Below are 14,815 nucleotides of genomic sequence, written 5' to 3'. Positions count from 1 at the left end.
TTGCATGGTCGCCGCTTTCGTGATCTTCCTTCGCGAGGGCGTCGAGGCGAGCATGATCGTCGCGATCATCCTCGCCTACCTCAACCGGATCGGGCGCCGGGATCTGTTCCGCGACATCGCGATCGGAGTCGGGGTGGCGCTCGGGCTGGCGGCCCTCGCCGGCGTCGCCGTCTACCTCACGATCCGCACCTACGCCGATACCAGGGTGCAGTCGATCGTCGAAGCCTGCACCTACCTGAGCGCGGCTGCCGTCCTGACCTACATGACGTTCTGGATGCGAAGCCACGCCCGGCACCTTTCCGCCGAGCTCCGCGGCCGGGTGGACAGCGCGGTGAGCGGGCGGACGCGGATCGGGCTGTCCGTTCTCGCCGGCCAGGCGGTCGGCCGCGAAGGCGTCGAGACCGCCGTGTTCACCCTGGCGATCGCCTTCTCGACCAGCCGGGCCCGGTTGCTCGGCGGCGGCCTGGCCGGGCTGCTCGTCGCCTTGGCGATCGCGTTCGTTATCTACCGGCTAGGTCACCGGATCAACCTCGCCCGGTTCTTCAGCACGGTCGGCACCCTGCTGACCTTGTTCGCCGCTGGCCTGCTCGTCGACGCCGTGGAGAACTTCCAACGCCTGGGCTGGCTGCCGTTCCTCACCCGACCGCTTTGGCACAGCGGGAGCGTGCTGCGCGAGACCACGACCCTCGGTGACGTCCTGCATTCCTTTTTCGGCTACGCGGAGTCGCCGACCTTGCTACAGGTCCTCACTTACGCCGGGTACGCGGCGGTCGTGGTCGCCCTGTTCCTGCGCCGGCCCCGGGCTGCGGCGAGCGGGGCCTGACCCGCGCGAAGGAGCCAAGCGCTACTCAAAGCAGCGCCGTGTGCAGCCGGACCTGCGCCAACGGAGGGTTGGCTTGTACTTCACGTCGCGCTCCGTCGGCGGCCCACCCGGTCTGCTCGGCGAACCCGGTCTCCCCGGCGCGCAGCCAGCTGACCGCAGTGATCACGCCCTCGGTTCGCAGCAGCTCGATCGACGCGGCGAGCAGCCGGCTTCCGTGGCCGGCCCCCCGGCGGTCCGGATCCACGACCAGGATGTAGAGCTCGGCGACCGTGGCAGGGTCGAGATCCTCGTCGAGGGCGGGTCCGAAGGCGGCGAACCCGACGACGTCCACACCTTCGAGCGCTACGAGCACCCGGTGCCTCGGCGACGGGGGTGCCGCGACGGCCTCCCGCCAGCGGATGGTTACCTCGGTCGGGTCTAGGTCGAGGCCGGCCCAGGATCGCAGCTGGACCGCGCACATCGCCTCGGCGTCGGCCGGACGGGCGGGCCGGACCGTGGCGTCGGGCACGACAGGTGAGGCTAGTCGTCGTCGACGATCAGGGTGCCGCCGGGCCGGCTGGCGCGAGCGGCATGGGAGGCCAACCGGTCACGGGCGTGGCGTGCAGGCGGGCGCGGGCGATCCGGCTATCGTCGCGACGGTGAGCATGGATCCACGCTTTCGCAGCGACGTCGGGGTCGAGCTGGTCAAGGCGAGCGCCGGGGACTCGGACGTGGTCTGGGCGGCCCGGGTCTCCACCGCCGGTGAGGCCTCGATCGAGGCGGTGCATGAGGACCCGGAACGATCCGCCGGCCTGATCCGCTACCTCATGCGCTCCCGGCACGGATCCCCGTTCGAGCATTCGACCTTCACTTTTCGGGTCAGCGCCCCGATCTTCGTGTTCCGCGAGTTCATGCGGCACCGCACCTTCAGCTACAACGAGGAGTCGGGCCGCTACCGGCGGCTTGAGCCCGTGTTCTACGTGCCTGACGAGAACCGACACCTGGTGCAGGAGGGCAAGGCCGGCGCGTACAACTTCGTCCCCGGCTCGGCCGAGCAGTACAAGATCACCCGTGAGGCGATCGAGCATGTCTGCCGCACCGCCTACGCGGCCTACGAGGAGATGCTCGAGGCCGGGGTCGCCCGTGAGGTTGCGCGAGCCGTGCTGCCGGTGTCCACCTACTCCTCCATGTATGCGACCGGGAACGCCCGGGCGATCATGAACTTCCTGTCGCTGCGGATGAGCAGCCCGGACGCGACCTTCCCGTCCTTCCCGCAACGGGAGATCGAGATGGTCGCCGAGCAGATCGAGCAGATCTTCGCGGCGCACATGCCACTCACCTACGCCTCGTTCTGCGCCTGCGGTCGGGTCGCCCCCTAGCGCCTGCGGTCGCCGTCGGTTACCGGCAACCGAATCGCGGCCCCGCGGCTTGGGGGCTTCCGGGTCGGACTCGGTAGCGTGGGGGCCATGACCGTCTTCGGCCGCGTTCTGACGGCCATGATCACCCCGTTCACGCCGGACGGCGCCCTTGACCTCGACGGTGCCGTACGGCTGGCCGGCTGGTTGGTGGACGCCGGCAACGACGGGATCGTTCTCAACGGTACGACCGGTGAGTCGCCGGCCACGACAGACGCGGAGAAAGAGCGGCTGGTCCGCGCCGTCGTCGAGGCGGTGGGCGACCGGGCTCAGGTCGTCGCCGGCGCGGGCACGAACGACACCGCGCACAGCGTCGCGCAGGCCCGGCTGATGGAGAAGGCCGGCGCGCACGGACTTCTCGTCGTCGCGCCCTACTACAACAAGCCCCCGCAGGCCGGGCTGTACCAGCACTTCACGACGATCGCCGATGCAACCGGGCTGCCGGTCATGATCTACGACATCCCCGGACGCACCGGCGTCGCGGTCGCGACCGACACCCTGGTCCGCCTTGGGGAGCACGAGCGGATCGTGGCGGTCAAGGATGCGAAGGATGACCTCGAGGCGTCGTCTTGGGTGCTTGCCCGCTCGTCCCTCGCGTACTACTCCGGAACCGATGTGCTCAACCTGCCGCTGCTCTCAATCGGGGCGGTCGGCTGTGTCAGCGTCGTCGGGCATGTGGTCGCGGGCCGGTTGGTCGAACTGGTTTCGGCCTTCGGGGCCGGGGAATTCACCCGGGCCGCGAACATCCACCGGGAGCTCCTGCCGATCTACACCGGCATGTTCCGAACCCAGGGGGCAATCCTCGCCAAGGCGGCTCTGACGCTGCTCGGCCAGCCGGCCGGCCCGGTGCGCCCGCCGCTGGTCGACGCGACCGAGTCGGAGATCGACCTTCTGCGGTTGGACCTGCTGGCCGCCGGCGTCGAGGTTCCCGGTTCGGCGGCGCAGCGGTGAGCCACCCGCACCCCGAGCTGGGAGCGCCACCTGCTCTGCCGACGGGCGGCCTGCGCATCGTTGCGCTGGGCGGGCTCGGGGAGATCGGCCGCAACATGACGGTCTTCGAGCACGCCGGCCGGCTGCTGATCGTCGACTGCGGCGTGCTGTTCCCGGAGGACGAGCAGCCCGGAGTAGACCTCATCCTTCCCGACTTCGGTTACATCCGAGACCGGTTGGCCGATGTCGAGGCGGTCATCGTCACGCACGGCCACGAGGACCACATCGGTGGCGTGCCGTACCTGCTCCGGGAGCGTCGGGGCCTGCCGATCGTCGGCTCCAAGCTCACGCTCGCCTTCCTCCGGGGAAAGCTCACCGAGCATCGGATCGTGCCCGAAGCGCGGGTGGTCGCCGAGGGTGACGTCGTCCGCTTCGGGCCGTTCGAGTGCGAGTTCTTCGCGGTCAACCACTCGATTCCGGACGCGCTGGCGGTCTCGATCCGGACGGCGGCCGGGCTCGTGCTGCACACCGGTGACTTCAAGATGGACCAGCTGCCCCTGGACGGCCGGCTCACCGACCTCGGCGGTTTCGGCAGGCTCGGCCGGGAGGGCGTGGACCTGCTGATGAGCGACAGCACCAACGCCGAGATCCCCGGGTTCGTCACCAGCGAGCGCGAGATCCGGCCGGTCCTCGACGAGGTGCTCCGGGCCGCACGTCGGCGGGTCATCGTCGCCTGCTTCGCGAGCCACGTGCACCGAGTGCAGCAGGTGCTCGACGCCGCCGCGTTGCACGGGCGCCGGGTGGCCTTCATCGGCCGGTCGATGGTGCGCAATATGGGAATCGCCCGGGACCTCGGGTACCTCAGCGTGCCGCCGGACCTGATCGTCGACGCACGTGAGGTCGATGAGCTCGATCCGGCATCGGTCGTGCTGATCTCGACCGGCTCGCAGGGCGAGCCCCTGTCCGCCCTTTCGCGGATGGCTAACCGGGACCACCCGGTGCGGATCGAGGTCGGGGACACGGTGGTGCTCGCATCGTCGCTGGTCCCCGGAAACGAGGCGGCGGTGTACCGCGTCGTCAACGGCCTGGCCCGGTGGGGCGCTTCGGTCATCCACAAGACAGTCGCGCTGGTCCACGTGTCCGGCCACGCGCCGGCCGGCGAGCTGCTCTACGTCCTCAACATCACCCGGCCCTCGAACGTCATGCCAATCCACGGTGAGTGGCGGCACCTGCGAGCTCATGCCGCCCTCGCGACCGCGAGCGGGGTGCCACCGGAGCGCATCGTGCTCGCCGACGACGGCGTGGTCGTCGACCTCGTCGATGGCGTGGCGTCGATCGTCGGCAAGGTGCCGTGCGGCTACGTCTACGTCGACGGGCTCGCCGTGGGTGACGTCGGAGAGGCCTCGCTCAAGGATCGCCGGATTCTTGGCGACGAAGGTTTCGTCACGATCGTCGTCGTCATGGACTCGGTGACCGGCAAGGTGTCGGGCGGCCCGGAAATCTTCGCCCGGGGTTTCAACGAGGACTCCGCAGCCTTTGACGGAGTTCGGCCCCGGATCGAGGACGCGCTCGAAGCGGCCGCCGCGCAGGGGGTCGCCGATGCGATCGGGCTCCAGCAGATCGTCCGGCGCACGGTCGGGAAGTGGGTCCACGACACCTATCGCCGCCGGCCCATGATCATCCCGGTCGTCATCGAGTTGTGAGCAAGCAAACTGGCTGGAATCGCGCAGTGCCTCGGTGCCCTTGGCTGCCGTCAGATCCTCAGCTACCAGCCGGCCGAGCGCTTGTGGCCGCTCCAAGGCAATGAGGCCGCGATCCACGTCGCTCTTGCCGCAGGCCTGACCGCACCGACCTTCCGCCGGGTGTCCCGCCGGGACGCCGGAAGCCTGGCGAGCCCCGGCCCCGGACGCTTCGACGCGGGGCGTCTCCCGTCGGAACGGGGCGGGCTCACCGCAAGCTGAAACGCGTGTCGCTGCTGTGACGGGCGGGGCTGGTGAGACCCAGCCGCTAGGCTGGCCCAATGGCTGGGACCGTGACCCGCACCCGAGTGCCCGCCGGTCGACCGGCGCCGGCGCGTCGGTCGGCGCCCCGCGCGAAATCACAATCCCGCGCGAAGCCACGCACCCGTTCGCCCGGGCAGCGGCGACCCGCCAGGCGGCGACCCGCCAGCCGGCGCCCCGGGCTCGGCGTCCGGCTCGCCCGCGCGCTGTGGCGGATGCTCGCCGGCATCTGGCTGCTCACGGCGCATGCGCTCGGAGCGGCTGTCCGCCATGTCGGTCACGGCGCGCACGACCTGGATCCCGCGCATCGCCGGGACGGGCTCGGCCTGGCGGCCCTCGGCGCCGGCGTCGTCACCATGGTCGGGCTGTGGTTTCACGGGGCTGGTCCGGTCGGCGCCGCGGTGGCGGCCACCGGGCGCTTCGCCGTCGGCTCCGGCGCGTTGGCGCTCCCGGTCCTGTTCGGCGCGGCCGGCTGGCGGCTGCTGCGCCGGCCGACCGACGCGGGCGCCCGGGGTCGGCTCACCCTGGGGCTCCTGCTCACCGGCCTCGGTGTGCTCGGCCTACTTCATCTCGCCCATGGCGCGCCCACCGATCCGCACGGCCGGGCCGGCGCCGGTGGTCTGCTTGGGCTGCTCGCCGGCGCCCCCCTGGCCAGCGCCCTGACCGGCTACGTCGCGGCCCCGCTCCTCGGGCTGCTTGCCCTGTTCGGCCTGCTCGTGGCGACCGGCACCCCGCTGCACACCGTGCCCGTGCGGCTCCGCGCGCTTCGGACCCGGCTACATCGAGACCGTGCCCAGCCGGCAGCGCAGGCAGCAGCCGAGCCGAGCGCGACCGCCCCGCCGCGGCTGCGCCGTCCCTCCCGGCGCCGGCAGGGCTCGATGGCGGCCACCGAGCCCGGTGAACAGCGCGCCGGCCTGTCGCATGACGATGCCGGGCCCGGCCCGGACGGTGCGGACCCGTTCGCGGACACCGCCCCGGTGCTGATCCCGCGCCCCGTCCCGTCCGGGCACACGCCCCCGCCGGCTCGGGCCGAGCAACTCGCCCTGGCCGGTGGTTACGCGCTTCCGCCGGCCACCCTGCTGCGAGCCGGCAGTGCTCCGCGGGCCCGGAGCAAGGCGAACGAGACGGTGATCGAGGCCCTGACCGGCGTCTTCACCGAGTTCGAGGTGGACGCCGCGGTCACGGGATTCAGCCGTGGCCCAACCGTCACCCGGTACGAGATCGAGCTCGGCCCGGCGGTCAAGGTGGAGCGGATCACGGCACTGTCGCGGAACATCGCCTACGCCGTGGCCAGCGCCGACGTGCGGATCATCAGCCCGATTCCGGGCAAGTCGGCGATCGGTATCGAGATCCCGAACTCCGATCGAGAGTTGGTCAGCCTCGGCGACGTGCTGCGCTCCGCGGCAGCCGGTGCGGATCATCACCCGTTGCTCGTCGGCCTCGGCAAGGACGTCGAAGGCGGGTTCATCGTCGCCAACCTGGCGAAGATGCCGCACATCCTCGTCGCCGGGGCGACCGGTGCCGGCAAGTCGACCTGCATAAACACCCTGATCACCTCCGTGCTGTCCCGGGCGACTCCGGACGACGTCCGGCTGGTGCTCATCGACCCGAAGCGGGTCGAGCTGACCCATTACCAGGGCATCCCGCACCTGGTCACGCCGATCATCACCAACCCGAAGAAGGCAGCCGAAGCCCTGCAGTGGGTGGTTCGGGAGATGGACCTCCGATACGAGGACCTCGCGGCCAGCGGTGTGCGCCACATCGACGAGTTCAACGCGGCGGTGCGGTCCGGTCGGATCAGCGCTCCGCTCGGGTCGGAGCGGGTGTACACGCCCTACCCGTACATCCTGGTCATCGTCGACGAGCTCGCCGACCTCATGATGGTGGCACCGCGTGACGTCGAGGACGCGGTGGTCCGGATCACTCAGCTGGCCCGGGCCGCCGGCATCCATCTGGTGCTCGCCACGCAGCGGCCCAGTGTGGACGTCGTCACCGGCCTGATCAAGGCCAACGTCCCGAGCCGGCTGTCCTTCGCCACCGCGAGCCTCGCCGACAGCCGGGTCATCCTCGACCAGCCGGGCGCGGAGAAGCTGGTCGGGCTCGGCGACGCCCTGTTCCTCCCGATGGGTGCGAGCAAGCCGGTGCGTCTGCAAGGCGCGTTCGTCTCCGAACTCGAGATCGCCGCGGTGGTCAAGCACTGCACCGCCCAGGCCCAACCGGAGTACCGCCCCGAAGTCCTGGCCGGTCATGAGACCCGCCGGGACGCCGACGAGGAGATCGGCGACGACCTCGACCTGCTCTGTCAGGCGGTCGAGTTGGTGGTCACGACCCAGTTCGGGTCCACCTCGATGCTCCAGCGCAAACTGCGCGTCGGCTTCGCCAAGGCCGGGCGGTTGATGGACCTGATGGAGTCCCGGGGCATCGTGGGGCCGTCGGAGGGATCCAAGGCGCGGGACGTCCTCGTCCGCCCGGACGAGCTCGACGCGATTCTGCTCACCCTGCGCGCGAGCGACTGAGCCGCTTTGTCGACAGATCGGATTCCGCTCTAGACTCACGGGGCCGGACCGCGTCCGCCGCGCGATGCCGCTCGAGTGTCGGAGGATCTTCCCCACAATGTCCATCGGACAGCAGCTCAGCCAGGCGCGGGAGGAGTGCGGGCTGACGGTCGAGGATGTCAGCCGGCAGACCAGGATCCGGGGCACCCTGATCCGGGCGATCGAGTCCGACGAGTTCGGTCCCTGTGGCGGCGCGGTGTATGCCCGTGGCCACATCCGCAGCATCGCGCACAGCGTGGGACTGGAGCCCGAGCCGCTGATCGCCGACTACGACAAACGCCAAGGCGGGCCGCCCGGCGGGGTCGTTCCGCTGGCCATCCAGCCGTTCGACCCCGAAATCGAACATCGCAGCCGCCGCCGGCAGCCCAACTGGACTGCGGCCGCGGTGATCTGCCTGCTGTTCATCATCGCCTTCGCGGCGGCCGACCTGATCAGCCACAACACCAACAAGCCGCTCTTGGCCAGCAGCGGACTGCCCAACCCGCCCCCGACCCCGACCGAAACGGTCGCCCCCCCGGCGAGCGCCCAGCCGACTCCGGCCGGGGCGGGAGCCCTGGCCCAGATCAATCCGAACGTCGTCACAATCGAACTTCGTGCCCTCACCGGAACAACCTGGTTGAGCGTGACCAACTCCGCCGGCACGTCGCTGTTCCAGGGCCTGGTGAATCCCGGGCAGACCAAACTGTTCACCGACCCGCAGTCGCTCGCCCTGGTCGTCGGCAATGCGCCGGTCGTCGACCTCATCGTCAACGGTCACGACCTGCACTCGCCGTCGTCGTCGAGTGGGGGCGTCGTCTACCGGCATACCTTTACCCCCGGGGATCCGACCGCGCAGACCGGCGCCGGGTAGTCGCCGGGTGACCCGGTCGGTCACGTTCGTCACCGTCGGTTGCGGTCGCGCCGACGTCGACTCCGAGGAACTAGCCGGGCGGCTCGCGGCAGCCGGCTGGCAGCTGTCCGACGATCCGGACCGTGCCGACGCCGTGGTGGTCAACACCTGCGGGTTCATCGACGCGGCGAAGAAGGACTCGATCGACTCGGTGCTCGCGGTTGCCGATGGCCGCCGCAAGGTCGTCGCGGTCGGCTGCCTAGCCGAACGCTACGGCGCCCAGCTCGCGGACGCGCTGCCGGAGGCGGACGCGGTGCTCGGCTTCGACGCCTACCCGGACATCGCTGCCCGGCTGGACGACGTCTTTGCCGGTCGTCCGATTCCCCCGCATCGGCCGGCCGACCGTCGGTTGTTGCCGGTCGTCCCGAAGGCGTCCTGGCCGGCATCGGGACCGCCGGTCCCGCGCGAGCGGCTCGACAACGGCCCGGTCGCGCCGCTGAAGCTGGCGTCCGGCTGCGACCGTCGATGCAGCTTCTGCGCGATCCCGTCGTTTCGAGGGTCCTTCGTGTCCCGGTTGCCCGAGGACGTTCTGGCCGAGGCCGAGTGGCTGGCCGGCCAAGGGGTGCGGGAACTGGTCCTGGTCAGCGAGAACTCCACGTCGTACGGCAAGGATCTGGGGGACCTGCGGTCCCTGGAGCGGCTGCTTCCGCGGCTGGCCGTGGTGCCCGGTGTCCGACGGGTTCGGGTGGTCTACCTGCAGCCGGCGGAGGTGCGGCCCGGGCTGATCGAGGTGCTGGCGACGACGCCTGGGGTGGCCGCGTACTTCGACCTGTCGTTTCAGCACGCAAGTGCGGACGTGCTGCGCCGGATGCGTCGCTTCGGCGATGCCGAGCGCTTCCTGGAACTGATCGGCCGGATCCGCTCGCTGGCGCCGAACCCCGGGATCCGCTCCAACTTCATCGTCGGCTTCCCCGGTGAGACCCGGGCCGATGTCGGTGTCCTGACCCGCTTCCTGGTCGAGGCCCGGCTCGATGCGGTCGGAGTCTTCGGCTACAGCGACGAGGACGGCACCGAGGCCGCCGGGCTCGACCGGAAGGTGCGGGCGGAGACCCGGCTCCGGCGCCTCGAACGCGTGGGTGGCCTCGCCGAGCAACTCACCGCGCAACGGGCCGAGGACCGGGTCGGCGACGTCGTCAACGTGCTCGTCGAGTCGGTCGCTACCGACACCGCAGAGGGTCACGCCGACCACCAGGCCCCGGATGTGGACGGTTCCACGACGTTGCTCGGCACCGGATTCGCGGTCGGAGATCTGGTCCGGGCGCGGGTAGTCGCAAGCGGTGGGGTGGACCTGGTGGCTCGGCCGCTCGGCGCCGGTGGGAGCCACTGATGCGCCCCGGTGGCCCGCTTGCCGCCGCACCTGACCCGGCGGCAGCGCCCGCCAGCGGCGCCGGCGTCGCGAACATCGCCAACGGGCTGACCCTACTGAGGTTGCTGCTCGTCCCTGTCTTCGCCGGTTTCCTCGCCGCCGGTGGCGAGCGGGCGACGGGCTGGCGCAGCGCCGCCTTCGCCGTGTTCGCCGTCGCCTCGATCACCGACCGGGTCGACGGGGCGCTGGCCCGCAGCCGGGGCTTGGTCACCGAGGTGGGCAAGATCGCGGACCCGATCGCGGACAAGGCGCTGATCGGAGCCGCCTTGCTCGGCCTGTCGACCCTGGGGGACTTGCCCTGGTGGGTGACCGGGCTGGTGTTGGCTCGCGAAATCGGGGTCACCGTGTTGCGGTTCGTCGTGATCCGGCACGGGGTGATCCCGGCGAGCCGGGGCGGCAAGGTCAAGACGCTGCTGCAGTCGATGGCGATCGGGCTCTACATCCTGCCGCTGTCCGGGGCGCTGGGTTCGCTGCGGTTCTGGCTGATGGCGGTGGCGGTCGGGCTGACTCTCCTCACCGGCCTGGACTACGTCGCCCGTGCCAGCACACTGCGCCGAGCCGGCCGGGCGCCGTCCCGACGGCCCGGCCCGCAGGAAGCGTCGGAGGCGGCCCACCGGTGAGGGTCGAACTCCTGGCCATCGGGACGGAGCTGCTGCTCGGCGACCTCACAAATACGAACGCAGCGTGGCTGGGGCGGCGGCTGGCCGAGATCGGCGTGGACGTCACGACGAGCGTCGTCGTCGGCGACAACGCCGCCCGGATCGCCGAGGCCGTCTCCGCTGGACTCGGCCGGGCGGATGCCGTGCTCTGCACGGGCGGGCTGGGGCCGACCCAAGACGATCTGACCCGGCTCGGCCTGGCCAGCGCGGCCGGGGTCGCTCTGTTCCGCGACGAGCGGCTGGCGGATGAGCTGCGCGGTCGCTACGCCGCCCTCGGCCGGGTCATGCCGGAAATGAACCTGTCGCAGGCGGACCTCCCGACCGGTGCGACCGCGCTGCCGAACGCCGCGGGCACCGCGCCCGGGGTCCGACTCGAGTTGCTCGGCGGCGTCGTGTACGCGCTACCTGGGGTGCCGCACGAGATGGAGGCGATGTTCCTCGCTTCGGTGCGTCCCGACCTGCTGAGCCGGGGGCAGCCGGCGGCCATCGTCTCGCGAACCCTGCGCACCGTCGGCCGTTACGAATCCGCCGTCGCGGAGTTGCTCGGCGACCTCGACCGCGAGCTCGAGCCGGCGGGGAACCCGACACTCGCCTACCTCGCCGGTGGCGGCCAGGTCCGGGTCCGGATCACCGCGAAGGCGGGGACCCGGGAGGAGGCCCAGCGGTTGATCGCACCGGTCGAGATCCGGGTCCGTGCGGCGCTCGGCGATGCCGTGTACGGGGCCGACGACGACACCCTCGAGGGGGTGGTGCACGCAGCGCTGCGCGGCCGCGCCGCAACCGTGGCGGTCGCCGAGTCGCTCACCGGCGGCCTGCTGGGCGCCCTGCTCACCGATGCACCGGGTGCGTCGCAGACCTTCCGGGGCGGCTTCATCGTCTATGCCACCGATCTCAAGGCCGGTCTGGCCGGGGTCCCGCAGCCGCTGCTCGACGCCCACGGCCCGGTGAGCCCGCAGGTCGCCGCGGCGATGGCCGCGGGTGTCCGGGATCGCCTCTCCGCCACCTACGGGCTCGCCCTGACCGGGGTGGCCGGGCCCGACCCGCAAGACGGACGCCCGCCGGGCACGGTGTACATCGGGCTCGCCGGACCGGAGGCCGGGGAAGTCCGGGAGTTACGCCTGCCCGGCGATCGGGCGCGGGTTCGTCGCTACGCCGCGATCGCGGCCCTCGACCTGCTGCGCCGCGAGCTGACCCGCCCGGCGGCGCATCCCGGCCGGTGACGCGGTGGGGACGGTTCCGGGGCCCGGTAGCGTTATGGTTTCGGTTCTGCGCGGGAGGAGGGAGCGGCCGATGATCCTGCTCCGCCGCCTGCTCGGTGACGCGCTCCGTCGCCACCGCCAGGAGCAGGCCCGGACGCTGCGTGAGGTCTCGACCGTTGCGCGCATCTCTCTCGGCTACCTCTCCGAGGTGGAGCGCGGTCAGAAGGAGCCGTCCTCAGAGCTGCTGGCGGCCATTTGCGGTGCCCTCGGGGTCCGCCTGTCCGACCTGCTCTTCGAGGTCGGCCAGGCGGTCGCGGCCGCCGAACCCCCGGCGTGCGTCCCGGTCTCGGCGAGGCAGCCGGACGGGCAGCCGGTGGGCAGCCCGGTCGCCTCCGTCGCAGCCGTCGCGGCCTGACCGTCGCCGTGTCGGCCGATCTCAGCCACGTCCCGACCGGCGGGCCGGTCGCTGACCCGTCGGCTGCACCGCTCCGGGCCCGGGGCACCCGAAGCCGCGCGGGCAATGCGATGGGTCGAACCCGGGCGGCCGTGCTGGACGGTGCCGCCCGTGCCGTCGAGAAGTACGGCAGCCGGCGAACGACCATGGGCGACATCGCCGCCCTCGCCGGGATCGCCAAGGCGACTGTCTACAACCACTTCCGGACCAAGGGCGACGTCTACCGGGCGGCCCTCGACGCGGCGGTGCTTGACCTCGGTCACGAGTGCGCCGCGCTGGCCCGAACCAACCTTGCCGAGGCGCTCGTTTTCGCCGCCGACCGGGTCGGGGGTCACCCGGCGCTGCGCCGGGTCGCCACCGAGGAGCCGGCGGTGCTTGCCGCATTCCTGACCCCGGGAGATGGGGGAACGTGGCGCAGCGTGCGCTCCGCCGCCGCGGACTTGCTGAACGCTGCCGGTCGTGACGCCGGCGCGGGAAGCGTGGACACGGTGGTGCGCTGGGTGAGTAGCCATGCGGCGGCGCCCGGCTCCGGACACACGGTTGCGGTCGGTGCCGAGGTCCTCGCCGCCGGTCTGCCGAGGCGCCCCACGCCCGAATAGGGGCAACCTGCCTGGAATGTGTCGGTGGGGTGTGGTTTCCTGCCGGTTCGGAGCGCCGCTGGCGCCCCGAACCGGAATGGACGGTGTCCGACATGGCCAGGTTGAAACGTCGCCACGTGCTAGCACTGGCGGTCCCGCTGGCGCTCGGGCTCACCCTGGCTCAGCCGCTGGGCGCGGCCTCGCTCGCGGCGAGCGGCGCGCAGGGACCCACGTTCACGCCGAGCGTGCGTGCCGATGCCGCCGACGGCGCGTCTTTCGGTCAGAACGAGCCGCAGGTCACCGTGGACCAGACCGGGCTCACCTACGTGACCTGGCAGATCGCCCTGGCCACTGACTCACCGGTGGTCACGACCCGGGACGCACGGACCTTCTCCCGGTACGTCTACCCGGACAAGGGCCACTCCAACGACGGCGATGTCGCATTCGCGCACGTCAGTTACCCGTCGACGGGACGGGACCTGGCGGCCGGCCCGGCCGGCGCGAACGGCGTTTTCTTCGCCCAGCTGGGCCCGGGGAGTTGCGGCGCAATCGAGATCCGGGCGGCCACCACGATCGACCAGGGCGGCCACTGGACCGGTGCCCAGGACGCCGCCTGCCAGCCCTGCCAGGTCGACCGGCCGTGGATCGCCGCCTACACCCCGCCGGCGGACCGCAATACGGCCGTCGCCACGAAGAACACCGCCATCTACGCCGAGCACCACGATTTCTGCGCGTCCAACGTGTGGCTCACGAAGAGCACGGACGGTGGGGCGACCTGGAGCACGACACCGGTCAACGTCGAGCAACCGGGCTCCGCCGCCCAGCTCACCTCGGCGTGCAACTCGATCCCAGGTGGGATCGCGGTAGCCCAGGGCGGCCCCCATGCCGGCCGGGTGTTCGCCGTGTGGTCGACCAGCGACCCGGCGATCAACGCGACGACCGGGTGCAACTACTCGCAGTTCCAGCCGTTCGACCACATCTTCGTCTCCTACTCCGACGACGGCGGGAGCACCTGGACGTCACAGGCGGTATTCAACGATCCGTGCGACCCGAACCCGCCGGCGCCGCCGCCGAGCGTGGTGACCAACCCACCGGTCGGCACCTGCCAGGACGTCAGCGAGCTGTTCAACTCGGTCGCCAGCGACGATGCGGGCAACATCTACGTTGCCTACGCGCGGCGTGCGGTCAGTGACGGGAGCAAGGCCGAGTACGACGTCTATCTCGCGACCAGCACCGACGGCGGAGCCACCTGGGTCAACCACCGGGTGACGCCGGACGGCACCGGTACGCACTACGCCCCGTGGGTCGCCGCCGGCGGCAACGGTGGGGTCGACGTCGCCTACTACGTGACCCCCTACGTCGAGGGGGTCGGCAGCTTCAACAAGCCGGCCGCGGCCCCGCCGACCGCGCTGTGGAACGTCGACATGGCTCAGTCGCTCGACCACGGAACCAGCTGGACGAACACCCGGGTCTCCGACCATGCGATCTATTTCGGCGACTACTGCACGACCGGAATCTCCTGCGGCACCCCGCTCAGCGGGGCCAACAACTGGGGGGCCGACCGGATCCTCTACGACGACCTAGGGGTCGCGGTCGGACCGGACGGTGGCGCGCGGATCGCCTGGACCGATGCGCATGACTCCTGGACCGGCAGCTGCCGGTCGGGACCGACCGCGACCGCCTCCTGCCAGAAGACCCACGTCTATTTCGCCTGCCAGAACGGCGGGGTCGGCCTGCAGGGCGAAACGATCACCGGCTGCGGCAAGATCGCCGCGGTGGCGGTCTCCAATCCTGGCTCTCCGCGCGCGCCGACCACCCCGCCGCGGGTGAGCCCGGCCGTGGGCAGCCTGCCGAGCACGGGAACCGGTCCGGGCGCCGCGATCGCGGGACTGCTCGCGCTGGCCGTGGCGGGACTGCTGCTTCGCGCTCGGCGTCGTTCCTCGAGGGGCGGCTCGGCCGCGGGCTAGC

The 14,815-nt window shown here is 71.4% G+C and carries 13 protein-coding genes; 12 read left to right on the top strand and 1 reads right to left on the bottom strand.

All coding sequences use genetic code 11. From position 1 onward, the window contains the following. Nucleotides 1-4: 4 nt before the first annotated feature. Nucleotides 5-823, top strand: coding sequence for an FTR1 family protein (locus tag VNG13_07025; protein ID HVA60274.1), 819 nt, complete (start codon nt 5-7; stop codon nt 821-823). A 25-nt stretch (nt 824-848) separates the two neighbouring features. Here the strand turns inward: VNG13_07025 and VNG13_07020 are convergent, their stop codons facing one another. Further along, nucleotides 849-1,331, bottom strand: a complete 483-nt coding sequence (locus VNG13_07020) for a GNAT family N-acetyltransferase (GenBank protein HVA60273.1) — start codon at nt 1,329-1,331, stop codon at nt 849-851. Nucleotides 1,332-1,467: 136 nt separating this feature from the next. Here VNG13_07020 and thyX point away from each other — a divergent pair, with 136 nt between their 5' ends. The 11 genes from thyX (at nt 1,468) to VNG13_06965 (ending at nt 14,814) form a co-directional block, all read left to right on the top strand. Next, nucleotides 1,468-2,181: an FAD-dependent thymidylate synthase gene (gene thyX / locus VNG13_07015; GenBank protein ID HVA60272.1), complete on the top strand. Its 714-nt coding sequence runs from the start codon at nt 1,468-1,470 to the stop codon at nt 2,179-2,181. An 87-nt stretch (nt 2,182-2,268) separates the two neighbouring features. Then, nucleotides 2,269-3,168, top strand: a complete 900-nt coding sequence (dapA, locus tag VNG13_07010) for a 4-hydroxy-tetrahydrodipicolinate synthase (protein HVA60271.1) — start codon at nt 2,269-2,271, stop codon at nt 3,166-3,168. Continuing rightward, entirely contained in the window at nt 3,165-4,850 is a 1,686-nt protein-coding gene (locus tag VNG13_07005; GenBank protein HVA60270.1) for a ribonuclease J, read from the top strand. Before dapA ends, VNG13_07005 begins: the two co-directional genes overlap by 4 nt. Nucleotides 4,851-5,167: 317 nt before the next feature. Further along, a complete protein-coding gene (locus tag VNG13_07000) occupies nt 5,168-7,663 on the top strand; it encodes a DNA translocase FtsK (protein HVA60269.1) in 2,496 nt (831 codons plus the stop codon). 97 nt (nt 7,664-7,760) lie between these two features. After that, the gene (locus VNG13_06995; GenBank protein HVA60268.1) at nt 7,761-8,552 is read left to right on the top strand and encodes a RodZ domain-containing protein; all 792 of its coding nucleotides are present in this window, start codon (nt 7,761-7,763) and stop codon (nt 8,550-8,552) included. A gap of 7 nt (nt 8,553-8,559) precedes the next feature. After that, on the top strand, nt 8,560-9,918 hold the full coding sequence (rimO, locus tag VNG13_06990; protein ID HVA60267.1) for a 30S ribosomal protein S12 methylthiotransferase RimO: 1,359 nt from the start codon (nt 8,560-8,562) through the stop codon (nt 9,916-9,918). After that, the gene (gene pgsA, locus VNG13_06985; GenBank protein HVA60266.1) at nt 9,918-10,577 is read left to right on the top strand and encodes a CDP-diacylglycerol--glycerol-3-phosphate 3-phosphatidyltransferase; all 660 of its coding nucleotides are present in this window, start codon (nt 9,918-9,920) and stop codon (nt 10,575-10,577) included. The genes rimO and pgsA overlap by 1 nt, the downstream gene beginning before the upstream one ends. Further along, a complete protein-coding gene (locus tag VNG13_06980; GenBank protein HVA60265.1) occupies nt 10,574-11,836 on the top strand; it encodes a competence/damage-inducible protein A in 1,263 nt (420 codons plus the stop codon). The genes pgsA and VNG13_06980 overlap by 4 nt, the downstream gene beginning before the upstream one ends. A 70-nt stretch (nt 11,837-11,906) precedes the next feature. Continuing rightward, nucleotides 11,907-12,230 (top strand): helix-turn-helix transcriptional regulator, encoded by a 324-nt coding sequence (locus VNG13_06975; protein ID HVA60264.1) that lies wholly within the window; start codon nt 11,907-11,909, stop codon nt 12,228-12,230. An 8-nt stretch (nt 12,231-12,238) separates the two neighbouring features. Continuing rightward, nucleotides 12,239-12,868 (top strand): TetR/AcrR family transcriptional regulator, encoded by a 630-nt coding sequence (locus VNG13_06970; protein ID HVA60263.1) that lies wholly within the window; start codon nt 12,239-12,241, stop codon nt 12,866-12,868. Between the two features lie 92 nt (nt 12,869-12,960). After that, nucleotides 12,961-14,814 carry a sialidase family protein gene (locus tag VNG13_06965; protein ID HVA60262.1) on the top strand — a complete coding sequence of 618 codons (1,854 nt, stop codon included), beginning with the start codon at nt 12,961-12,963 and terminating at the stop codon, nt 14,812-14,814. The last annotated feature ends 1 nt before the right edge of the window (nt 14,815 follow it).

The sequence above is a fragment of the Mycobacteriales bacterium genome, from assembly GCA_035533475.1.
GTDB lineage: Bacteria > Actinomycetota > Actinomycetes > DATLTS01 > DATLTS01 > DATLTS01.
The sequence above is the reverse complement of the archived record's forward strand: the minus strand, read 5'-3'. Positions and strand labels throughout refer to the sequence as shown.

Coding starts and splice junctions, on each gene's coding strand:
- pgsA (HVA60266.1), top strand. CDS start 9,918: ATGCGCCCCGGTGGCCCGCTTGCCGCCGCACCTGACCCGGCGGCAGCG.
- VNG13_06965 (HVA60262.1), top strand. CDS start 12,961: ATGGCCAGGTTGAAACGTCGCCACGTGCTAGCACTGGCGGTCCCGCTG.
- VNG13_06975 (HVA60264.1), top strand. CDS start 11,907: ATGATCCTGCTCCGCCGCCTGCTCGGTGACGCGCTCCGTCGCCACCGC.
- VNG13_07025 (HVA60274.1), top strand. CDS start 5: ATGGTCGCCGCTTTCGTGATCTTCCTTCGCGAGGGCGTCGAGGCGAGC.
- VNG13_07000 (HVA60269.1), top strand. CDS start 5,168: ATGGCTGGGACCGTGACCCGCACCCGAGTGCCCGCCGGTCGACCGGCG.
- dapA (HVA60271.1), top strand. CDS start 2,269: ATGACCGTCTTCGGCCGCGTTCTGACGGCCATGATCACCCCGTTCACG.
- VNG13_06995 (HVA60268.1), top strand. CDS start 7,761: ATGTCCATCGGACAGCAGCTCAGCCAGGCGCGGGAGGAGTGCGGGCTG.
- thyX (HVA60272.1), top strand. CDS start 1,468: ATGGATCCACGCTTTCGCAGCGACGTCGGGGTCGAGCTGGTCAAGGCG.